The organism is Streptomyces sp. NBC_00258 (assembly GCF_036182465.1).
In the GTDB taxonomy this organism is placed as follows: Bacteria; Actinomycetota; Actinomycetes; order Streptomycetales; family Streptomycetaceae; genus Streptomyces.
Window position 1 is genome coordinate 8,479,328 of sequence record NZ_CP108081.1, and the last position, 21,918, is coordinate 8,501,245.

The 21,918-nt window shown below is 69.5% G+C and carries 18 protein-coding genes; 8 read left to right on the forward strand and 10 right to left on the reverse strand.

Features of this window, described 5'->3' with window-relative positions:
- Positions 1–27: 27 nt before the first annotated feature.
- From OG718_RS37850 to OG718_RS37860, 3 genes are all read right to left on the reverse strand, one after another.
- Entirely contained in the window at positions 28–1,968 is a 1,941-nt protein-coding gene (locus OG718_RS37850; RefSeq protein WP_328846337.1) for a S53 family peptidase, read from the reverse strand.
- Positions 1,969–2,195: 227 nt separating this feature from the next.
- Positions 2,196–2,819 (reverse strand): DUF305 domain-containing protein, encoded by a 624-nt coding sequence (locus OG718_RS37855; protein ID WP_143632810.1) that lies wholly within the window; start codon positions 2,817–2,819, stop codon positions 2,196–2,198.
- A 5-nt stretch (positions 2,820–2,824) separates the two neighbouring features.
- On the reverse strand, positions 2,825–3,493 hold the full coding sequence (locus OG718_RS37860; protein WP_143631266.1) for a DUF3105 domain-containing protein: 669 nt from the start codon (positions 3,491–3,493) through the stop codon (positions 2,825–2,827).
- Between the two features lie 155 nt (positions 3,494–3,648).
- Here OG718_RS37860 and OG718_RS37865 point away from each other — a divergent pair, with 155 nt between their 5' ends.
- Positions 3,649–4,083, forward strand: a complete 435-nt coding sequence (locus OG718_RS37865; RefSeq protein ID WP_143631264.1) for an RrF2 family transcriptional regulator — start codon at positions 3,649–3,651, stop codon at positions 4,081–4,083.
- 10 nt (positions 4,084–4,093) lie between these two features.
- On the opposite strand, the gene OG718_RS37870 is transcribed toward OG718_RS37865, so the two are convergent.
- A complete protein-coding gene (locus tag OG718_RS37870; protein WP_143631262.1) occupies positions 4,094–5,314 on the reverse strand; it encodes a globin domain-containing protein in 1,221 nt (406 codons plus the stop codon).
- 310 nt (positions 5,315–5,624) lie between these two features.
- Here OG718_RS37870 and glnA point away from each other — a divergent pair, with 310 nt between their 5' ends.
- Positions 5,625–6,986: a type I glutamate--ammonia ligase gene (glnA, locus tag OG718_RS37875; protein WP_055611155.1), complete on the forward strand. Its 1,362-nt coding sequence runs from the start codon at positions 5,625–5,627 to the stop codon at positions 6,984–6,986.
- A gap of 584 nt (positions 6,987–7,570) precedes the next feature.
- Here glnA and OG718_RS37880 read toward each other — a convergent pair.
- The 3 genes from OG718_RS37880 to OG718_RS37890 all read right to left on the reverse strand — a co-directional run bounded on the left by OG718_RS37880 (position 7,571) and on the right by OG718_RS37890 (position 9,440).
- Positions 7,571–8,011 carry a VOC family protein gene (locus OG718_RS37880; protein WP_143631260.1) on the reverse strand — a complete coding sequence of 147 codons (441 nt, stop codon included), beginning with the start codon at positions 8,009–8,011 and terminating at the stop codon, positions 7,571–7,573.
- Between the two features lie 56 nt (positions 8,012–8,067).
- The gene (locus OG718_RS37885) at positions 8,068–8,571 is read right to left on the reverse strand and encodes a pyridoxamine 5'-phosphate oxidase family protein (RefSeq protein ID WP_143631258.1); all 504 of its coding nucleotides are present in this window, start codon (positions 8,569–8,571) and stop codon (positions 8,068–8,070) included.
- A gap of 110 nt (positions 8,572–8,681) precedes the next feature.
- Positions 8,682–9,440, reverse strand: a complete 759-nt coding sequence (locus tag OG718_RS37890) for a response regulator transcription factor (protein WP_328846338.1) — start codon at positions 9,438–9,440, stop codon at positions 8,682–8,684.
- A gap of 189 nt (positions 9,441–9,629) precedes the next feature.
- Here OG718_RS37890 and OG718_RS37895 point away from each other — a divergent pair, with 189 nt between their 5' ends.
- Both OG718_RS37895 and OG718_RS37900 read left to right on the forward strand, forming a co-directional pair.
- Positions 9,630–10,571, forward strand: a complete 942-nt coding sequence (locus OG718_RS37895) for a hypothetical protein (RefSeq protein WP_328846339.1) — start codon at positions 9,630–9,632, stop codon at positions 10,569–10,571.
- A gap of 94 nt (positions 10,572–10,665) precedes the next feature.
- Positions 10,666–13,671 (forward strand): bifunctional [glutamine synthetase] adenylyltransferase/[glutamine synthetase]-adenylyl-L-tyrosine phosphorylase, encoded by a 3,006-nt coding sequence (locus tag OG718_RS37900; RefSeq protein ID WP_143631254.1) that lies wholly within the window; start codon positions 10,666–10,668, stop codon positions 13,669–13,671.
- Between the two features lie 50 nt (positions 13,672–13,721).
- Here OG718_RS37900 and OG718_RS37905 read toward each other — a convergent pair whose 3' ends face one another.
- Complete coding sequence (locus OG718_RS37905; RefSeq protein ID WP_328846340.1) at positions 13,722–14,804, reverse strand: DMT family transporter; 1,083 nt, start codon at positions 14,802–14,804, stop codon at positions 13,722–13,724.
- 72 nt (positions 14,805–14,876) lie between these two features.
- On the opposite strand from OG718_RS37905, the gene OG718_RS37910 reads away from it, so the two are divergent.
- A complete protein-coding gene (locus OG718_RS37910) occupies positions 14,877–15,773 on the forward strand; it encodes a LysR family transcriptional regulator (RefSeq protein ID WP_328846341.1) in 897 nt (298 codons plus the stop codon).
- 157 nt (positions 15,774–15,930) lie between these two features.
- On the opposite strand, the gene OG718_RS37915 is transcribed toward OG718_RS37910, so the two are convergent.
- Together OG718_RS37915 and OG718_RS37920 are read right to left on the reverse strand one after the other, a co-directional pair.
- Positions 15,931–16,803 (reverse strand): phosphatase PAP2 family protein, encoded by an 873-nt coding sequence (locus OG718_RS37915; protein ID WP_328846342.1) that lies wholly within the window; start codon positions 16,801–16,803, stop codon positions 15,931–15,933.
- Positions 16,804–16,901: 98 nt separating this feature from the next.
- Positions 16,902–17,936, reverse strand: a complete 1,035-nt coding sequence (locus OG718_RS37920) for a LacI family DNA-binding transcriptional regulator (protein ID WP_306940414.1) — start codon at positions 17,934–17,936, stop codon at positions 16,902–16,904.
- 493 nt (positions 17,937–18,429) lie between these two features.
- On the opposite strand from OG718_RS37920, the gene OG718_RS37925 reads away from it, so the two are divergent.
- The 3 genes from OG718_RS37925 to OG718_RS37935 all read left to right on the forward strand — a co-directional run bounded on the left by OG718_RS37925 (position 18,430) and on the right by OG718_RS37935 (position 21,759).
- Complete coding sequence (locus OG718_RS37925; RefSeq protein ID WP_328846343.1) at positions 18,430–19,704, forward strand: extracellular solute-binding protein; 1,275 nt, start codon at positions 18,430–18,432, stop codon at positions 19,702–19,704.
- A gap of 125 nt (positions 19,705–19,829) precedes the next feature.
- Entirely contained in the window at positions 19,830–20,834 is a 1,005-nt protein-coding gene (locus OG718_RS37930) for a carbohydrate ABC transporter permease (protein ID WP_189838267.1), read from the forward strand.
- Positions 20,835–20,847: 13 nt separating this feature from the next.
- Positions 20,848–21,759: a sugar ABC transporter permease gene (locus OG718_RS37935; RefSeq protein WP_306940416.1), complete on the forward strand. Its 912-nt coding sequence runs from the start codon at positions 20,848–20,850 to the stop codon at positions 21,757–21,759.
- The last annotated feature ends 159 nt before the right edge of the window (positions 21,760–21,918 follow it).

Genomic DNA, 21,918 nt, shown 5'->3' on the forward strand with positions numbered 1-21,918 from the left:
ACGGGCGCCGAACACATGGGAAACGTGTCAGCGACGGTATGACGTCACATAGCCAGGGGCCGGCGAGCCCACCCCGGTGACGTCGTCGTAGCCCCGCACGGCCTTCAGTGAGCTGTCCTTGCCGAGGCTGCGGACGGAGGTCAGCAGACCCTCCGACGCGTCGAACGAGTTGACGAAGTCCACGCGTGCCACGGCCAGGTCGCGGCCCGTTGGACGGTCCGTGACGTCGTGGTAGAGCTTGGAGCCGTACCGGTCGTAGATCGCCGGGTTGGCGAAGCCGATCGGGTGGCCGCCGCGCTGCTGCTGGGCGAGCGCCTGGATGCCCGCGATGACGGGCGAGGCGAGCGAGGTGCCGCCGATGCGGTACTCGTCGTACTTCTGCGTCCCGTCCGGGAAGGTCTGCGACTGCCCGACCAGGAACCCGGTGTTGGGGTCGGCGATCGCGGAGATGTCGGGAACGGTGCGCATGGCCTGCTTGCCGTTCGCCTTCGCGAGCGCGGACGGGACCACGCCCCGCTGGTAGAACGGCTGCTTGACCGTCGCGCTGGTGCCGCCGCCCGCGCCGGAGGTGTACGCGCCCGGGAAGTCCGTCCAGCTCTTGCCGTCGTCCGACAGGGTGGCCCTGAGCGTGCCCCAGCCGGTCTCCCACTTGTACGTGTCGCCCTTGCCGACGGCCAGCGAGGTGCCGCCGACCGCCGTCACCCACGCCGAGTTGGCCGGGGTGTCGACCTGCTTCGTACCGGTGTTCGCGACCTCGTCGCCGTTGTCGCCGGACGAGAAGTAGAAGCCGATGCCCTCGATCGCGCCCAGCTGGAAGACCTGGTCGTAGGCGGCGGCGAGGTCCGGCGTCTGGTTGGCCTCGATGTCGCCCCACGAGTTGGAGACGATGTCGGCCAGATGCCCGTCGACGATCTTGCCCAGCGAGTCGAGCAGATCGTCGTCGTAGCAGGACTCGGCGCCCACGTAGACGATGTTCGAGGCGGGCGCGACGGCGTGCACGGCCTCGACGTCGAGGGTCTCCTCGCCGTACCAGCCCGCCGCCCCGCACTCCTCGGTCCGCGTGTACTGGGTCGGCAGCACCTGGCTCAACTGCCCGCCGCCGTACGCCGCGTCGCCGTGCTTCGCCGCGTAGGTGGCCGCGTCCGCCGCGATGGTCGGCGAGGCGTACGCGTCCGTGATCGCCACGGTCACGCCCTTGCCGGTCGCCCGGCCCGCCCCGTACGCGGCCCGCAGCTGCTTGCCGGTGTAGCCCTTCACGGCGTACGGGATCTTCGTGCCGTACGCCTTCGGGAGCGTCGTCGCGGTCTTCGTGCCGTAGTACGAGGAGAACGGCCCGGCGTTGTGGAACACGGCGTCCGGCGGCGGCAGCGTGTCGGAGTGGTTCGCCTTGTGCGGGGCGTTGTCCAGGCCGGTGACGGTGAGCACCGCGCCGTTCAGGGCGGCGGGCGTCGAGGCGGTCCTGGAGGGTGCCCGGTAAGTCTTCCTGCCCTTGGCGTAGTTGTGCAGCTGGGTGCCGAACGCCTTCTCCGCGTCGGCCACTTCACCCGTCACCGAGAGGTAGTGGCGTGTCGTGTCCGTGACGGTCAGGCCCGCCGACTTCAACCAGGCGGTCACGTTCGCCACTTGGGCCTTGGTCGCGCCGAAGCGGGCGTCGGCCTGCCCTGCGCTCAGGTACTTCCCGTACGAGGGCGACGACGGGTCGGAGACGGCCTTGGCGTAGGCGCTCAGGCCCGCCGCGTCCCGGCCGGCGAGGTAGACCCGGGCCGAGACCCGGGAGGCGTCCGCCGTGGCTCCCTTGTCCGCCTGGGCGGTGGCCCACAGCGGTTTGGTGCCCTGGAGCGTGTCGCGGCCGTCCGGGTCGGTCGACGCATGGGCCGCGGGTATGCCGAGTGCCAGCGCGCCGGCGAGCAGAGGCAGTGTCGCCGCCATGCTCACACCGGCACGCGCCGCGGCTCGGTTGGATCTCATGGAGAACCCCCTAATGGATCTCTGGATGGGGGTCACTCTTGCGATGAACCGTTCATGCCTGGGGAATGGCGGGGGCATGGCTGGGCCAAGAAGCGCCCAAGGAACCGTATGTGCAAGGGTTTTGGGGCGCGATGCCCGACATGAGTCGGGTCGCGCCCCCGGCGTCGGTGTCTCCGGCGTGGCTTGCGGGGAGTCGCCTCGCGCGGCCCGGCTGCTTCGCTCCCGACTCAGGCGAGTGGCTTCGCGCCGCGCTTCTTCAGCAGGTCGGTGATGAGCTGCATCTCCGACTCCTGGGCCTGGACCATCCCCTGCGCGAGCCGTCGCTCGACGCCGACCTTGCACCGCTCCACACAGCCCTTGGCCATGTGCACCCCGCCCATGTGGTGGGCGTACATGAGCTGCAGATAGCGGATCTCGGCGGCCTTGCCGTCGAGCTTGCCCAGCGACTCCATCTGGGCCGTCGTCGCCATGCCCGGCATCAGCGAGCCGTCCCCGGCGGACGGCATGCCGCTCATGTCCATCCACGACATGGGCTCGTCGGCCGACACCTTGGGCAGCTCCCACAGGTCCAGCCAGCCGAGCATCATGCCGCGCTGGTTGGCCTGCGTCTGCGCGATGTCGTACGCGAGACGGCGTACCTCTTCGTTCTTGGTGTGGTCGCGCACGATGTACGACATCTCGACGGCCTGCTGGTGGTGCACCGCCATGTCACGCGCGAAGCCGGCGTCCGCGGAGTCGGCCGCCGGGGCCTTCATGCCGGAGTCGTCGCCGTCGGCGACCGCGTAGGTGATCGCCCCGGCCGCCACGACGACGGCCGCTGCGACCCCGGAGATCCAGCCGGCGAACTTCATCTTCCTCACTGCGACAGGCCGTTGGTGCAGGCGGCGCCCGGCTCGGGCGTCTGCTTGCCCTGCACGTACGTCTCGAAGAACTTGGCGGCGGCCGGGTCGCTCGCACTCGTCACCGTACGCTGGCTGCCCCACGCGGAGAGCATGATCGGGTCCTTCTGGTCCTCGACCGGGCTCATCAGCGTGTACGGGGTCTTCTTGACCTTCTCGGAGAGCGCCTTCACGTCCGCGTCCGACGCCTTGCTGTTGTACGTCACCCAGACGGCGCCGTGCTCCAGCGAGTGCACGGCGTTCACGTTCTTGATCGCCTTGGTGTAGACGTCGCCGTTGCAGTTCATCCACACCTGGTTGTGGTCACCGCCGACCGGGGGCTCCATCGGGTACTTCACGTCCTTGGTGACGTGGTTCTGCGTGAGCTTGGTGCTCCACGTCTTCACCCCGTCCTTGCCCGTGACGAACTTCCCCGACGTCGACTTCGAGTCGCCCGACGCGCTGTCCTTGTCGTCCGACTGCGAGCTGATGAGGAAGGCACCGCCGGCGACGAGACCGGCGACGACGATCGCGCTGGCAGTGATCGTGAGGATCCGGCTGCGGCGCTCACGGGCCTGCTCGGCACGCCGCATCTCCTCTATCCGCGCCTTGCGCGACTTGGACTCTGTCTTCTTGGCGGAACCCATGGGGTGGTCCTTCTGGGGAAAAGGGACAGTCGAGTGGTCCGCTGATCGTAGTGGGGGAGAAGTGGATGTATGCGGGGAGGCCGGAGGAATGGCCAAATGCCCGGGGCTCCCGGCGATAATTTGAACCTGGGATGCGCATTATTTACGCTGCCGGTATGCGGCTGTTGCGATCGACCGACCTGGCTCTGCGCGTCCTGATGCGGCTCGCGGTCGCCGACGGCGCGTCGCCCACGACCCGCGAGGTCGCGGACGGCATGGAGGTGCCGTACACGCACGCCGCGAAGGTGGTCGCCGAGCTGCAGCACCTCGGCCTCCTCGACGCCCGGCGCGGCCGGGGCGGCGGCCTCACGCTCACCGAGAAGGGGCGTACGGCCTCGGTCGGAGCGGTCGTGCGGACCTTTGAGGGCGAGGGCGACGTCGTCGACTGCGAGGGCTCCACCCCCTGCCCGCTGAACTCCGGCTGCCGCCTGCGCGGCGCCCTGCGCCGGGCCCAGGAGGCCTTCTACGCCTCCCTCGACCCGCTGACCGTCACGGACATGGTCGCCTCCCCGACCGGGCCGCTGCTGCTGGACATCTCCCGGGCTCCCTAGCCGGGACTCCCTAGTCCTGTGTGCTCTGTGCGAGCCAGAGGTCGGGTCCGAACACCTCGTAGTGGATGTCGGCGGGCGCGACCCCCTTCTCGATCAGCCGGCCGCGTACCGCGCGCATGAAGGGCAGTGGACCGCACAGGTACGCGCGTGTGCCCGACGCGACCGCCACTCCGGAGAGGTCTACCAGACCCGTGCGGTCGGCCGGGTGGCCCGGCTCCGGGTGCTCGTACCAGAAGTGGGCCGCGGCATCCGGGAGCTTCGCCGTGTACGCCTCGTGCTCGGCGCGCAGCGCGTGCTCGGCGGGGGAGCGGTCCGCGTGCACGACGGTCACCGGGCCGCGGTGTCCGGTGACCGCGAGCTGTTCCAGCATGGCGATCATCGGGGTCACACCTATACCGGCGGAGGCGAGGAGCACGGGCGTGTCCGCGGTGCCGTCGTCGTGGCGCAGGACGAGATCGCCGTACGGGGAGGACAGCTCGACCGTGCTGCCTGCGTGCACGCGCGCGTGGAGGTGGTTCGAGACCTCGCCTTCGGGTGTCGTACCGCCGTGGATCCGCTTCACCCCGATCCGGCGTACGGACGAGCCGGGGGTGCCGGCCAGGCTGTACTGGCGTATCTGGCGGGCCCCGTCGGGCAGTTCGACGCGTACGGAGACGTACTGGCCGGGCCGGAAGTCCGGTGCGGGGGAGCCGTCGGCCGGACGCAGCAGGAAGGTGGCGACGTCCGTGGTCTCCTCGACGCGTTCGACGACCTCCCAGGCGCGCCATCCCCCGCCACCGCCCGTGGCCGCGCTCTCCTCGTACAGCCGCTTCTCGATGGCGATGAGCGCGTTCGCCATCAGCCAGTAGACGTCGGTCCAGGCGGCCGCGACCTCGGGGGTGACCGCCTCGCCCAGCACCTCGGCGATGGCGGCGAAGAGGTGCTCGTGGACGACGGGGTACTGCTCGGGGGCGATGCCCAGGGAGGCGTGCTTGTGCGCGATGCGGTTCAGCATCGTGTCGGGCCGCTCGTCCGGCCGCTCGACGAGTTGCGTGGCGAAGGCGGCGAAGGCGCCCGCCAGGGCCTGGCGCTGGGTGCCGGAGGCCTGGTTGCCGCGGTTGAAGAGGTCGCGCAGCAGCTCCGGGTGGGCCGCGAAGAGCCCCTCGTAGAAGCGGTCGCTGATCTCTCCCAGGGCCGCGCCGACGGCAGGGAGGGTGGCGCGGACGGTGGCGGCGGACTGCTCGGACAGCATCTTGGCTCCTCGGGCTCGACTGCCCCGCACGGTAGTTAAATTGGTATCTGAAATGCAAATTAAGAGACGAGGGGCGACAAGGTGAGGAGAGACGGCAGTGGTCGGCCATTACATGTGCGGCACTCAGCAGGCAAGATGGGCGTCAGAGCGGTACACCTGCCGTACGTGAGGCGTTCAGGCGGAGGTCGGCCGGGCGATCGAGGTCCGCAACGCGCATGAAATGCTGTTGTGGTGTGATGCGCAGGTGCCCGACCGCCTCCCTGGGACGGGAGCAGGCGGCCTGACCAGCAAGATTGGGTGGAAGCGGAAGATGGACAAGCAGCAGGAGTTCGTGCTCCGTACGTTGGAAGAGCGCGACATCCGTTTCGTACGCCTGTGGTTCACGGACGTGCTGGGCTTCCTCAAGTCGGTGGCCGTGGCCCCGGCCGAGCTGGAGCAGGCCTTCGACGAGGGCATCGGCTTCGACGGGTCGGCCATCGAGGGCTTCGCCCGCGTCTACGAGTCCGACATGATCGCCAAGCCGGACCCCTCGACCTTCCAGGTCCTGCCGTGGCGTGCGGAGGCCCCCGGTACGGCCCGGATGTTCTGCGACATCCTCATGCCGGACGGCTCGCCGTCCTTCGCGGACCCGAGGTACGTGCTGAAGAGGGCCCTGGCCAAGGCCTCCGACCTGGGCTTCACCTTCTACACCCACCCGGAGATCGAGTTCTTCCTGCTGAAGGACAAGCCGGTCGACGGCTCACGCCCGACGCCCGCCGACAACTCCGGCTACTTCGACCACACCCCGCAGAACGTCGGCATGGACTTCCGCCGCCAGGCGATCACCATGCTGGAGTCGATGGGCATCTCGGTCGAGTTCTCCCACCACGAGGGCGCCCCGGGCCAGCAGGAGATTGACCTCCGCTACGCGGACGCGCTGTCGACGGCGGACAACATCATGACGTTCCGCCTGGTCATGAAGCAGGTGGCGCTTGAGCAGGGCGTGAACGCGACCTTCATGCCGAAGCCGTTCTCGGAGCACCCGGGCAGTGGCATGCACACGCACCTCTCCCTCTTCGAGGGCGACCGCAACGCCTTCTACGAGTCGGGCTCGGAGTACCAGCTCTCCAAGGTCGGCCGCTCCTTCATCGCGGGCCTGCTGAAGCACGCGGCGGAGATCGCGGCGGTGACGAACCAGTGGGTCAACTCCTACAAGCGCATCTGGGGCGGCTCCGAGCGCACCGCCGGTGCCGGCGGCGAGGCTCCCTCGTACATCTGCTGGGGCCACAACAACCGCTCGGCCCTCGTCCGCGTCCCGATGTACAAGCCCGGCAAGACGGGCTCGGCACGGGTGGAGGTCCGCTCCCTCGACTCGGGTGCGAACCCGTACCTGGCTTACGCGATGCTCCTCGCGGCCGGCCTCAAGGGCATCGAGGAGAGCTACGAGCTCCCGCCGGGCGCCGAGGACGACGTCTGGGCCCTCTCCGACGCCGAACGCCGCGCGATGGGCATCGAGCCGCTTCCCCAGAACCTGGGCGAGGCCCTGACCCTCATGGAACGCAGCGACCTCGTCGCCGAGACCCTCGGCGAACACGTCTTCGACTTCTTCCTCCGCAACAAGCGCCAGGAGTGGGAGGAGTACCGCTCCGAGGTGACCGCCTTCGAGCTGCGGAAGAACCTGCCGGTGCTGTAGGGGCAGGCCAGAGGGTCTTCCCTCGTCAGAACGGCACGTGGGGCCGACGGTCACTACTGACCGTCGGCCCCACGGCGTTTACAGGCCTGGGCCGGTTGCTGTCATCGACGCCTCATGCGGGGGATCCGGGCGCCCGTTACAGTCGCGGCATGGGTGGGGATCCGGTGGGGCTAACGCGGCCGTGCAAGTGGTGTGGTGTTCCGGTGCCGCAGCCGAGGAGCCGGTGGCGCAGGCGGCGTTTCTGCAGCAAGAGCCATCGCCGGCGGAACCGTGTCGTGTCGGCGATCATGAATGCTCTGGACGGCCTGTGATCGTCCAGGCGGCGTGCTGCGTGTTGAGGTGGGCGGGTCAGTTCCCGGAGGCGCATGCCGCGAAGTCGGCCGATGGGCCCTCCGCGAACGCCGACCCCTGGCTGGTGCGTGCGGTGAACGTGGCGCTCGCTCGCCGCCGAGTTCGGCGCGGACGCCGTCCCCGCCCGGGACCTCAGAGGCTTCGACGGTCCGGCCGCTCGGCGGCGGGCGCACTCACTGTCCGGGAACTTCCCCGACGACCCCGGCCGTGGGGTCAGCCGGCAAGAGGATCCGTCACGGTGTCTGTTCGGCCAGGTCCGTCATGAGTTTGTGCAGGGGCTTTGTGGCGCGCTCCCGGAACTCCTGGATGGCCCAGCCGTTGCCGTCCGGGTCTGTGAAGTGCATGAAGGTGCCGCCGTCCTGCGGGGCGTACTGGACGGGTTCGCTGACGTCCAGGCCACGGGCGGTCAGTTCCTCGTAGGCCGCCTTGGCGTCCGCCACGACCAGTTGCAGGCCGTGATAGGTGCCCGGCTGCGGTGTTCCCGTCGGGATGGGGATCCCATCGGCGAGCGCGATCGAACAGCCGGAACCGGGGGGTGTCAGCTGGACCACGCGGGCGCCCGGCATCACCTCGGTGTCGAGGTCGACGTGGAAGCCGACCTTGTCCTGGTAGAAGGCCTTCGCCCGGTCGATGTCGGTGACGGGAAGCGTGATCACTTCTAGGGCCATGTCCATGTAACGACTCCTTTGTCGTACGCGTTGTCGCAGGCGTCTCGTCGTGAGGCCGTATGTCAGGCGAACCGCCAGCGGGTCTGGCTGAACGGTTCTCCCTTACCGAAGCCGAAAACGGTCCCGGGCGCCACCGAGAAAACGAGGGCCTTTCCGGCGCCGTGGTGGAAGTGCCCGTCGGCGACGTCGAAGTGCCAGAAACTGCCGTACTTGCGTTCCCACGCCTCGGCCAGCGCCCGCAGCCTGTCGTCGTCGGCCACCCGGACCGCCTCGCCCTCCACCACGAGGTCGTACCCCTTGTTCCAGGTGTTGGTGCCTGTGGTCAGTACGACGCTCGGGTTCAGCGAGAGGTTGCGTGCCTTGCGCTCCTCGGGCCCGGTGCAGAAGTGCAGCGCGCCGTCCGACCACACGGTGGGCAGCGGCGTGACATGCGGCCGTCCGTCGGGCCGTACGGTCGAGATCCAGAACAACTCGGCCTCGGCGAGCAGCGCCTCGGCCTCTGACCAGGGGCGTGCGGTGGCGGTCTCGTCGCTGTAGCGGGCGTCCAACTCGGCCCGTGCTTCCATGAGCTCTCCTCCTGGACCTGGCGGATGACTGGATGATTCCTCACCAGGACTGACCCCGCCCGCCGACGGAACTCATCGGTCCGACGGCCACCGGGCGAGCCGGCGGCCGGTCACAGGACCTCCGTCTCCGGGAACATCCGGGCCACGGCGGCGGTCCGGCTCGACACGCCCAGCTTGCCGAAGGCGTTCTCCAGGTGCTTGCGCACGGTGCTCGGGGAGACGACGAGCTGCTCGGCGATCTGCGGGGTGGCCAGGCCGCGGGCCACGCAGCGCAGGACGTCCAGCTCGCGCCGGGTCAGTCGCACACGGGGTCCGCGCCTGAGAGCGGCCTCCTGATAGAGCGTGTACAGGTGGGGTGCCATCAGCCGCAGGGTCGTCATCTCGTGCTCGGTGAAGGGCTTCGGGTCCTCGCGCATGAACTGGAAGACCCGGGTGCGGTTGGGCGCCGTGGGCAGGGCGACCGCGGCGATGCACTTGAACGGGCTCAGACACTCGGTGTAGATCGGCAGGTTCATCAGCTCGCGCACCGACATGAAGTCCGTCATCTGGTGTGCCTCGGGACTGCTGTGCGGGCCCGCGACCCACGTGCACTGCAGATGCTGGTGCCGCCAGCGCCAGTACCCGTCCATCGAGCCGTCGTCTTCGCCCGTGTTGCCCGAGCTGTCGTACGGGGTCTCCTGCTCGTTGACGTTGATCCGCGTCGGGATGTCCAGCTCCGAGAAGCAGGCGTAGTCGCAGGGGATGAGGCGCTGCAGCCCGAGCAGCAGTGACTGCGGAGGTACCGCGTTCGAGAGGTCGTGGCGGGCCTCGTCGAGGATGTCCGCCATCCGCCGCAGGTGGGCCTCGGCCGTTGTGCCGGTCGCTGTCATGACGGCCTCCCGGGGCCGGTTCTCGCCTGTCGCGAATGTACGCCCCTTCCGTGCCGCCGTGGGCCGGAGATTCGCCAAATGACGAATGGGCCACGGCCGTTGGCGGGCGCAGTCTCGAAGACGACGGCCACCTCGGCCGTCGGAAGAGACAGAAGCGACAGCAGCAACGGAAGAGGCAAGGGGCATCCTGTGCATGTTCACCAGCGCACCCATGACGCTCGTACGCACCCGCACCCGCACCCGCACCCGCACCCGCACCGCTACCCACACCCGCACTCGTATCCGCGACTTCGCTACCCCGCGACGCTCGTCGGAGGTGCCACCGCTCTCGTCGCCGCACTGCTCGCCACGGGGTGCGACAGCGCGCCCGACACCACCGCAGGGGCGGCGGAGGACACGGCGTTCTCGACCGTGCGGTTCGAGCTCGGTCCCCGCGGCGGCATCCAGGTCTCCGGAGCCTCCCGGGAGGCCGTCGCAGCGGTAGGCGCCCACCCGGCGCCTATGGGCCGGGCGCACGCGTTCGACCGGCCCGACGGCAGGCTCCTGGTCGTGCTGAGGCACTGGCCCGAACCGGTCGCGGAGCGGGCCTCGCGCGGCCGGGTGTCGCGGTTGCCGCCCTTCGACGAGACCGCGGTCGAGACCGCCTTCCTGGTCGACACCGCGAACTGGGTGCGGGCCGACCTCGACGGGCACCCGCTGCAGTGGCTCCGCCGGGACACCATCCGGATCGACACGACGAACGTCGCCACCGGGGACACCACCCGCCTCACGCTGTCCGCGCCGCACGGGGGTCGGTACGGGCAGCCCACACCGCCGGCGGGCAACCCTTCGTGCGAGGGCCTGGACGACCGGGCCACGCGCGACGCGGTGCTCCCGGAGGTCGAGGCGGGCGCACCCGTCGCCGACGTACTGGCACGGTTGCGGAAACAGTGCCTCGACGTGCAGTACGCGTCACTGCCGGGGAGCGCGCGCCCCGGCACCGTGGAACGGGTCCTGGTGCCGTCCGTCGGCCGACGGGACGCGCTCGTGGCAGTGCCGCCCGGCGGCAGCATCGAGCTTCCGGGCCGTACGGCGGGCAGCACGGTTCTCGTGAACCCCCACCGACCGGCCACGATGGTCCTGGCGCGCTGAAACCGCTGTCCCGCGTCCAGGCGCTTCCCGCGGACTCTCCGGTTAGGCTCAGGGCCGTACGACCTTGATCCGTTGGAGGAACCGGAGGCCGGGGATGATGACGCCGGGGCGCAGGAGCAGTACCTTCACGCGGCTGCTGCGGCACGGTTTCACCGATCCGTCCGCCGCCGAGCGGCTCATGGAGAGCGCGGAGCTCGCGCCGATACGGAACGATCCGGTGCTGCTCGACGCGCTCGGAGCCACCGCCGATCCGGACCTGGCGCTGCTCGGGCTCGTACGGCTCGTCGAGGCGCAGGACGGTCACACGGCCCAGCGGGAGCTGCTCGACACGCTGATCGCGGCCAAGCCGCTGCGCGACCGGCTGCTCGGGGTGCTCGGCGCGTCCGCCGCGCTCGGCGACCACCTCGCGCGGCATCCGCTCGACTGGCAGGCCCTCGTGATGTACGAGCCGCAGGACCTGCACCCGGGCACCGCGGAGTTCGAACGCGGGCTCGCCGAGGCCTCCGACCCCGTGACGCTGCGGGTCGCCTACCGGCGGTGCCTGCTGTCCATCGCCGCGCGTGACGTGTGCGGGACGACCGACGTCGCGCAGACCGCCGCCGAGCTCGCCGATCTCGCGACCGCCACCCTGCGGGCCGCGCTCGACATCGCGCGGGCGGCCGCGCCCGAGGACGCCGCGATGTGCCGGCTCTCGGTGATCGCCATGGGCAAGTGCGGGGGACACGAGCTCAATTACGTCTCCGACGTCGATGTCATCTTCGTCGGGGAGGCCGTCGACGGGGCCGATGAGGGGAAGGCCCTGCGGGCCGCGACTCGGCTGGCCTCCCATCTGATGCGGATCTGTTCCGAGACCACGGTGGAGGGGACGATCTGGCCCGTCGACGCCAATCTTCGGCCCGAGGGACGGAACGGGCCGCTCGTTCGGACGCTCAGCAGCCACCTCGCCTACTACCAGCGGTGGGCCAAGACCTGGGAGTTCCAGGCCCTGTTGAAGGCCCGGCCCGTTGCCGGGGACGTCGAACTGGGGGAGACGTACGTCGCCACGCTCGCGCCGCTCGTCTGGCAGGCCGCCGAGCGGGAGAACTTCGTCCCCGATGTGCAGAAGATGCGGCGGCGGGTGGTCGAGAACATCCCCGTCGCCGAGATCGAGCGCGAGCTGAAGCTCGGTCCCGGCGGTCTGCGGGACGTCGAATTCGCCGTGCAGCTGCTGCAGTTGGTGCACGGGCGGGCCGACACGTCGTTGCGCAGCGGGACCACGCTGGACGCCTTGAAGGCGCTGGCCGCGGGCGGGTACGTGGGGCGTGTCGACGCCGTGCTGCTCGAGGACGCCTACCGGTTCCTGCGTTCCATGGAGCACCGCATACAGCTCTTCCGGCTGCGGCGTACGCATCTCGTGCCCGAGGAAGACGCCGATCTGCGGCGTATCGGGCGGTCGTTGGGGCTGCGCACCGACCCCATCGCCGAGCTGAACCGGGAGTGGAAGCGGCACGCCTCCGTGGTGCGGCGGCTGCACGAGAAGCTCTTCTACCGGCCGTTGCTCGACGCCGTCGCCCAACTCGCGCCCGGCGAGAGCCGGTTGAGCACGAACGCGGCGCGGGAGCGGCTGGTCGCGCTGGGGTACGCCGATCCCGCCGCCGCGCTGCGGCATCTGGAGGCGCTCGCCTCCGGGGTTTCCCGGAAGGCCGCCATCCAACGGACCCTGCTGCCTGTCCTGTTGGGCTGGTTCGCCGACTCCGCCGACCCCGATGCCGGGTTGTTCAACTTCCGCAAGGTGTCCGACGCACTGGGCAAGACCCCTTGGTATCTGCGCCTGTTGAGGGACGAAGGGGCCGCTGCCGAGAATCTCGCCCGCGTGCTGTCGGCCGGGCGGCTGGCGCCCGATCTGCTGATGCGGGCGCCCGAGGCCGTGGCGCTGCTCGGGGACGGGGACGGCGGCGGGCTCGAACCCCGCAGCCGGGCCCATCTGGAACAGGAGATCCTCGCGGCCGTCGGGCGCGCCAGTGGCGGCGAGGCCGCGGTCACCGCCGCGCGTGGCGTGCGGCGGCGGGAGTTGTTCCGTACGGCGGCCATCGACATCGTGAACTCCTACGGGACCGAGGAGACGCCGGCCAACGCCGACCAGGGTGCGCTGGTGGATCTGGTCGGCGGGGCCGTCTCGGATCTGACGGCGGCGACACTCGCGGGCGCCTTGCGGGCCGTGGTGCGGGACGGGTGGGGGGAGAGCCTGCCCACCCGGTTCGCGGTGATCGGCATGGGGCGCTTCGGCGGCCATGAGTTGGGTTACGGGTCCGATGCGGATGTGTTGTTCGTGCACGAGCCCCGGGAAGGGGTCGATGAGCAGGAAGCCTCTCGGGCCGCGAACTCCGTTGTCTCGGAGATGCGGCGGTTGTTGGAGGTTTCCAGTGCCGATCCGCCGTTGCTGATCGACGCGGATCTGCGGCCCGAGGGGAAGTCCGGGCCGCTGGTGCGGACGTTGAAGTCGTACGAGGCGTATTACCGGCGGTGGTCTCTCGTGTGGGAGGCGCACGCCTTGCTGCGGGCCGAAGTCGTCGCCGGGGACGAGGAGTTGGGGCGGCGGTTCATCGAGCTCGTTGATCCGCTGCGGTATCCGGCGGAGGGGCTCGGCGAGGATGCCGTTCGGGAGATCCGGCGGTTGAAGGCTCGGATGGAGTCCGAGCGGATGCCTCGCGGGGCCGATCCGACGTTGCACACCAAGCTGGGGCGGGGTGGGCTGTCCGATGTGGAGTGGACCGTTCAGTTGCTCCAGTTGCGGCACGGGTGGGCGGAGCCGGGGCTGCGGACCACTCGTACGCGGGAGGCTCTTGCGGCGGCTTGTGCGGCGGAGTTGATCTCTGGCGAGGACGCTTCGACTCTGGACGAGGCCTGGGTTCTTGCCACTCGGGTGCGCAATGCGGTGATGCTGGTGCGGGGGCGGGCGGGGGATACGTTCCCCTCCGACGGGCGTGAACTTGCTGCCGTGGGGCGGTACTTGGGGTATGGGCCGGGGCATGTGGGGGACATGCTCGATGACTATCGGCGTACTACTCGGCGGGCTCGGGCTGTTGTCGAGGAGATGTTCTATGGGGCCGCTGAACGGTAGGGGGCCGCTGAGCGGACGGGGGTTGTCGGCGGTTGTTCAGCGGGTGCGGGTCAGTGGGGGCTTGTCGCGCCGTTCCCCGCGCCCCTGATGTGGTTTGGGCCGCCCCAGGATTCTGCGGGTCGTCGTTCGTGCGCCTGATCGGCGAGCGAGGGCGGGGACGCGGCGGGGTGTCCGTCCTCGGTCTGGCGCGATTGGGTGGCCTTGGAGAGGGAGCCCGGCGCGGACGCGCCATCCGCTGCGGGCGGACACCCCGCCACGTCCCCTTCCGACGTCCTGCGGGTGCGGGTCATCGCCACGCCGGTCAGGACCACTGCCATGCCTGCCCAGATGCGCGGGCCTGTGGACTCGTTGAGGACCAGGGCGCCCAGTGCGACGGAGACAACTGGCAGTAGGTAGCCGACCGTTGCCGCGCTGGTGGGGCCCTCGTCCGCTATCAGGCGGTAGTTGAGGTAGAAGGTGACGCCCGTTCCGAGGATGCCCAGGGCGGTGAGCGCCAGGAGGCCCGTGGCGTCGGTGTGCAGAGGGCCGGCGGTGGGGGCGGAGAGGGTCGTCCAGGCTGTGGCGGCCAGGAGTTGGGCCGCCGACATGGCTATCGGGGCGCCCTGGTCGGTGAGTTTGCGGGCCATGTACGCGAAGGCGATGGCGTAGCTCGCCGCGGCGGCCAGGAGCGACAGGGCGCCCCAGGTCAGCAGGCCCGCCGAGCGCTGCCAGGGGGCGAAGATCAGGAGTGTGCCCGCGAAGCCCAGGAACAGGCCGGTCAGGCGGACGCGGCCCAGTCCGCGGTCCGTGCCCAGGAGGATGCCGAGCAGCAGGGACCACAGGGGAGTTGTCGCGTTCAGTACGCCCGCGATGCCCGAGTCGACCGTCTGCTCGCCGATGCTGAAGAGGGCGAAGGGGATCGCGTTGCAGAAGAGGGCCGCGATGGCGAGGCGGGTCCAGGTCGCGCGGTCGCGGGGGAGGCGTTGGCCTGCCGAGCGGGCCAGGAGGAGGAGTACCGCCGTGCCCAGGGCGCAGCGGGTGATCGTGATCTGGGCGGGGGACAGGCCGTGGTTCAGGGCCAGTTTGATCCACAGGAAGCCGGAGCCCCAGAGGAGGGCCAGGGCAGCCATGCGGAGGGTCGATGTGAGCGGCATGCGTCCACGGTGAGGCAGAGTGTGGTGTAAGGACAAGTGAAGGATCTTGCATGCACTGTTAAGCTCTGCTGCATGCTTGATGTGCGACGTATGCAGATGCTGCGGGCCGTGGTGACCAGCGGGTCCGTTACGGCGGCTGCCGCGCGGCTCGGCTATACGCCGTCCGCCGTCAGCCAGCAGATCGCCGTGCTGGAGAAGGAGGCTCGTACGCCTCTGCTCGAACGGGTCGGGCGCGGAGTGCGGCCCACCGCGGCCGGGCTGATGCTCACCGAGTACGCGGACGTCATCGGGCGGCAGGTCGCCGAGGCCGAGACCGCGCTCGTCGACTTGCTGGAGGGGCGTACGGGGCGGCTCGCCGTGCGGTACTTCGCCACGGCGGGGGCCGCACTGGTGGCTCCGGCTGTTGCCCGGGTGCGGGCCGAACATCCCGGCGTGCAGGTCGAGTTGAAGCTCGTCGACTTCGAGGACTCGCTGCCGGACGTGAAGGAGGGGCGGGCGGATCTGGCGCTCGTGGTCCGGCCCTCGGAGGAGGCAGGGCCCGACGGTGTGCGGCTTGTGCGGCTGCTCGACGATCCCTACCTCGCCGTGCTGCCCAAGGGGCATCCGCTGGCCGGGCGGGGGACCGTCGCGCTGGCCGACCTTGCCGAGGAGCCGTGGGTGGGCAGCGAGTGGCCCGGGCCGTGCCTCGATGCCCAGCTCTCGGCGTGCGAGGCCGCCGGGTTCCGGCCGCGGTTCGTGGTGGACAGCGGGGACTATGCGACCGCGCAGGGGTTCGTCGCGGCGGGGCTGGGAGTGAGTCTTGTGCCGCGGCTGGGGCTGGGCAGTCGGCATCCGGGCGTTGTGGTGCGGGAGGTTCGGGGGCCGGAGCCGGTGCGGTCGATCTTTGCTGCCGTGCGGGAGGGGGCGACGCAGTCGCCGGCTCTGCGGAGCTTCGTGAGCGCGCTGAGGGAGGCCGGTGGCGCGGCCTGAGGGTGGTCGGCGGCTGGCGGTCGGGTTTCGGCTGCGGGGCGGTGGGGGTTTGTCGCGCCCACGCGGCGGGGCCGCAAATTGTCACGGCCCGGCGCCTCGTTGGGGGTGCTGCCCAACCGCACCGGGCCGCACCGGACCCGCGTAGGCTCCCGGCTCCCTACGCCTTCGTCCGCAGCAACGATCGCCTCGGCGGCTTCGCCGGGACCAGTTGCGGCAGGGCGTACGGCAGTGATCCGTACCAGAGCCTTGCCACCGTGTAGCCGAAGGCCAGGCAGATCATGCCGCCCACCGCGTCCAGCCAGAAGTGGTTGGCCGTGGCGACGATGACCACCAGGGTCGCCGTGGGGTAGAGCAGGCCGAGGACACGGACCCACGGCACCGACGCCAGGGCGAAGATCGTGAGGCCGCACCAGAGGGACCAGCCGATGTGCATGGACGGCATCGCGGCGTACTGGTTCGACATGTTCTTCAGGTCGCCGGAGGCCATGGAGCCCCAGGTCTGGTGGACCACGACCGTGTCGATGAAGTCGCTGCCGTTCATCAGGCGGGGCGGGGCCAGTGGATACAGGTAGTAACCGACCAGAGCCACACCCGTTGTGGCGAAGAGGACCATGCGCGTTGCCGCGTAACGGCCCGGGTGGCTGCGGTAGAGCCACACCAGGACGCCCAGCGTCACCACGAAGTGCAGCGTCGCGTAGTAGTAGTTCATGCCGACGATCAGCCAAGTCACCGAGTTCACGCCGTGGTTGACGGACTCCTCCACGGCGATGCCGAGGTGGTGCTCGACCTTCCAGATCCAGTCGGCGTTCTCCAGCGCCTTCGTCCGCTGCTCGGGGACCGCGTTGCGGATCAGTGAGTACGTCCAGTAACTCACCGCGATCAGCAGGATCTCGAACCAGAGCCGGGGGCGGCGAGGCGTGCGCAAGCGGCGCAGGAAACCCTGCCCCGCGCGGCTGTTCGCCTCGTCCGCGACGGGCTGGTGTGCGGCCTGCTCCTGGCCTTCCAGTGTCGTCACGGTGCTCTCACCCATAGAGACAGAGTCTGCCAGATAAGCCCTTCCCCACCGATCATCCCTCGGGTGGGTCCTGCCCGCACGTTCTACACCCGGAGTAGGTCGGGCCCTACTGCTTACGTACGATTTCGGTCCCCAGGAGCCGAAGCGGTGGAACCCCGCACCACCAGTTCCGGCATGAACACGAACTCGCTGTGGGGCGCCGGTGTCCCGCCGATCTCCTCCAGCAACGTACGTACCGCGGCCTGGCCCATGGCCGGGACCGGCTTGCGGACCGTCGTGAGGGGCGGGTCCGTGAACGCGATCAGAGGGGAGTCGTCGAAACCGACGACGGAGATGTCCTTGGGGACGTCGAGGCCGCGCTGCCGTGCGGCCCGTATGGCACCGAGCGCCATCATGTCGCTCGCGCAGACGATGGCCGTGCAGTCGCGGTCGATGAGTGCCGCGGTGGCCGCCTGGCCGCCCTCCAGCGTGTACAGCGAGTGCTGGACCAGACGCTCTTCGATGTCGGACGTGGCCAGGCCCAACAGGTCCTGCATCGTGCGGACGAAGCCCTCGATCTTCCGCTGGACCGGCACGAACCGCTTCGGGCCCAGGGCGAGCCCGATGTTGGTGTGACCGAGCGAGACGAGGTGGGTGACCGCGAGCGCCATCGCCGCCCGGTCGTCCGGCGAGATGAAGGGCGCCTGCACCTTTGGCGAGAAACCGTCGACGAGGACGAACGGCACACCCTGGCCGCGCAGCTGCTCGTAGCGCTGCATGTCCGCGGAGGTGTCCGCGTGCAGTCCGGAGACGAAGATGATGCCGGCGACGCCCCGGTCGACCAGCATCTCGGTCAGCTCGTCCTCGGTGGAGCCGCCCGGAGTCTGGGTCGCGAGGACCGGCGTGTAGCCCTGCCGCGTCAGCGCCTGGCCGATGACCTGGGCCAGGGCCGGGAATATCGGGTTCTCCAACTCCGGGGTTATCAGCCCGACGAGCCCCTCGCTGCGCTGCCGCAGCCGTACGGGCCGCTCGTAGCCCAGCACGTCGAGCGCGGCGAGAACGGACTGGCGGGTGGTCGCGGCGACGCCCGGCTTCCCGTTCAGGACGCGGCTGACGGTCGCTTCGCTCACCCCCGCCTGGGCTGCGATGTCGGCAAGCCGTGTGGTCACAGGACTGGACTGTACCGGCCGGGTCTCGCCCTGCCCACCGAACGAACGACGGGTGCGGGCACTTGATCGGCCCGCTCGGGGCTGCTGCGTCATCGCGTTCCCTCGTGATTCTGGTCGGCATTGCGGTCTGTGCCCGTTGCGTACGCCGTGTGCGCCCGCGGGAAAGGGGCCCTACGAGGGTTCCCTGCAAGACGCCGACGGGCCGATGATCCCCGTGACGGGTCGGTATGGCAAGACCTTGCAGAGTCTTGCACAGAGGTCCCGTGCCCGGTGAACGCCCATGAATCAAGGCTCAGGACGGTCGAGAAGAGGTCACGACCGAGTAACTGTCGGTCGGGCTTGCATATTTTTGCTGCAAGGTCTTTCGCAACGCTTTCATCGCTGTTACGTTCACGTCGCCCGGCGGCGGCAACGGTGCAGTCGGAGAGTCGGCAGGGACGGCGGACGGGGCCGCTCCCTCAAGCACACGGGCTTTCACCCTCAAGGAGAACTCATGCGGCGTGGCATAGCGGCCACCGCACTGGTGGCGTCCCTCGCCCTCGCGGCGACGGCCTGCGGCGGCGACAGCGACGACAGTGGCAAGGCGGACGGCCCGGTCACCATCACGTGGTGGGACACGTCCAACGCCACCAACGAGGCACCGGTCTACAAGGCCCTCGCGAAGGAATTCGAGAAGGCCAACCCGGGCATCAAGGTCAAGTACGTCAACGTGCCGTTCGACCAGGCGCAGAACAAGTTCGACACCGCCGCCGGTTCCAAGGGCGCCCCGGACATCCTGCGCTCCGAGGTCGGCTGGACCCCCGCGTTCGCCAAGAAGGGCTTCTTCCTGCCGCTCGACGGCACCGAGGCCCTCGCGGACCAGGCCAAGTTCCAGCCCAGCCTGATCGAGCAGGCCAAGTACGACGGCAAGACGTACGGTGTGCCGCTGGTCACCGACACCCTCGCGCTGGTCTACAACAAGGCGCTCTTCAAGAAGGCCGGCATCGACGGGGCGCCCGCCACCTGGGCCGACCTCAAGACCGACGCCGGCACCATCAAGAAGAAGACGGGCGTCGACGGCTACTGGGGCTCCACCCAGGCCTACTACGCGCAGTCGTTCCTCTACGGCGAGGGCACCGACACGGTCGACGCCGACGCCAAGAAGATCACCGTCGCCTCGCCCGAGGCCAAGAAGGCCTACAAGACCTGGCAGGGCCTCTTCGACGGCAACGGCCTGCACAAGGCCGACACCACCGCCGACGCGTACGCCCACATCCAGGACGCGTTCGTCAACGGCAAGGTCGCCGCGATCGTCCAGGGCCCGTGGGAGATCACGAACTTCTACAAGGGCTCGGCCTTCAAGGACAAGGGCAACCTCGGCATCGCCACGGTCCCGGCCGGCTCCAGTGGCAAGGCGGGCGCCCCGACCGGCGGCCACAACCTCTCCGTGTACGCGGGCTCGGACAAGGCCCACCAGGAGGCCTCGCTCAAGTTCCTGAAGTTCATGACCTCGGCGAAGTCCCAGGAGACGATCGCCCTGAAGAACTCCACGCTGCCGACGCGCGACGACGCCTACACCACCGAGGTCAAGTCCGACCCGGGCATCGCCGGCTACCAGGGCGTGCTCTCCGCCGCCCAGCCGCGCCCGGCGCTGCCCGAGTACAGCTCGCTGTGGGGTCCGCTCGACACCGAACTGCCCAAGATCGCCGGTGGCAAGGAGTCCCTGGACAAGGGCCTGGGCAACGCGGAGACCGCGATCGCCAAGCTGGTGCCCGACTTCAGCAAGTGACCCGTGTGGCCGTCGGATCCGCCGGGCCCCTGCGTGACAGGGGTCAGGGGGGACGGATCCGGCGGCCACCGGCCGTGTCTCCAGAACGTGCGCCCAACCGCTGATTTTCCAGAAGGTGTCGAACCATGACAGTCGTCATCGACCGCGCGACCGGCAAGCGCCGCGGTGAGCGGGCTCCGCGCCCCGGCCCGCTCCAGCGCATGAAGCACTCGTACCAGCGGTACTGGTACGCGTACGCGATGATCGCCCCGGTCGTCGTCGTGCTCGGTGTGCTGGTGCTCTATCCGCTGGCGCGGGGCATCTACCTGACGTTCACCGACGCCACGAGCCTCAACTCGGCCCGCACGATCGGCGTCAACCACATCGACGCCACCTACAAGTTCATCGGCCTGGACAACTACGCCGACATCCTGTGGGGCCCCACCGCGTACGACCGCTTCTGGTCGCACTTCATCTGGACGATCGTGTGGACGGCCCTGTGCGTGCTGCTCCACTACGTCATCGGCCTCGGCCTCGCGCTGCTGCTCAACCAGAAGCTGCGCGGCCGGACCTTCTACCGGCTCATCCTGGTCCTGCCGTGGGCCGTGCCGACCTTCGTCACCGTCTTCGGCTGGCGCTTCATGCTCGCCGACGGCGGCGTCATCAACTCCATGCTGGACGCGGTGCATCTGCCCACACCGCTGTGGCTGGAGGACACCTTCTGGCAGCGGTTCGCCGCGATCATGGTCAACACCTGGTGCGGTGTGCCGTTCATGATGGTCTCGCTGCTCGGCGGCCTGCAGTCCATCGACGGCGTCCTGTACGAGGCCGCCGAGATGGACGGGGCCAACGCTTGGCAGCGCTTCAGGCACGTGACCCTGCCGGGGCTTCGGTCGGTCAGCTCCACCGTCGTACTGCTGGGCATCATCTGGACGTTCAACCAGTTCGCCATCATCTTCCTGCTCTTCGGCGACACCGCGCCGGACGCGCAGATCCTCGTGACCTGGGCCTACCAACTGGGCTTCGGCCAGCAGCCGCGCGACTACGCGCAGTCCGCCGCGTACGGCGTGCTGCTGCTCTCCATCCTGATCGTCTTCACCTCCGTCTACCGCCGCTGGCTGGCCCGCAATGAGCAGCAGCTCGCGATCTGAGGCAGGAGTCCCCATGAGCACCACCACAGTCACGTCCCCCGCCCCGGCGGACCGGGACCCCGCGGACACCGCCCCGGCGGGCAAGGGGCCGCGGCGCGGCGAGCGCAGCCTCGCCGGCTCCCTGACCTCGCACGGCATCCTCGTCGTCGCGAGCCTGATCGCGCTCTTCCCGATCGCCTGGCTCGTCTACCTGTCCCTCGGCCCGGACAAGGACGACTACCTGCACCCCGGGGGCATCCTCGGCAAGATGACGTTCGACAACTACTCGTTCGTGCTGCAGCACACGCCGTTCTTCGACTGGATGTGGAGCACGCTCCTCGTGTCGCTCGGCACGACCGTCATCGGCGTCCTGGTCGCGGCCACGACGGGTTACGCGGTCTCCCGCATGCGCTTCCCCGGCTACAAGAAGTTCATGTGGGTCCTGCTCGTCACCCAGATGTTCCCGGTCGCCGTGCTGATGGTCCCGATGTACGAGATCCTTTCGGAACTCCAGCTCATCGACAACTACTTGGGCCTGATCCTCGTCTACTGCTCGACCGCCGTGCCGTACTGCGCCTGGCTGCTCAAGGGGTACTTCGACACCATCCCCTTCGAGATCGACGAGGCCGGGCGCGTCGACGGGCTCTCGCCCTTCGGCACGTTCTTCCGGCTGATCCTGCCGCTCGCCAAGCCGGGGCTGGCCGTGGCCGCCTTCTACAGCTTCATCACCGCGTTCGGCGAGGTCGCCTTCGCCTCGACGTTCATGCTGTCCGACACGAAGTACACCTTCGCCGTCGGCCTGCAGAGCTTCGTCAGCGAGCACGACGCGCAGCGCAACCTCATGGCCGCCACCGCGGTGTTGGTGGCGATTCCGGTCTCCGCGTTCTTCTACCTTGTGCAGAAGAACCTGGTGACCGGGCTTACCGCGGGCGGTACGAAGGGTTAGCCGTGAGCGGCGAGCCGTGGGGTCGTCGGTCGTCCGGCGGCCCGTCGTGGCTTGTCGCGCAGTTCCCCGCGCCCCTTTCGGGGCGTGGGTGGCGGTCGCGGTGTCCATCCGACCCCGCTGACACCGCGGCCGCCTCGTCAGCAGTCCCACATCAGTAGT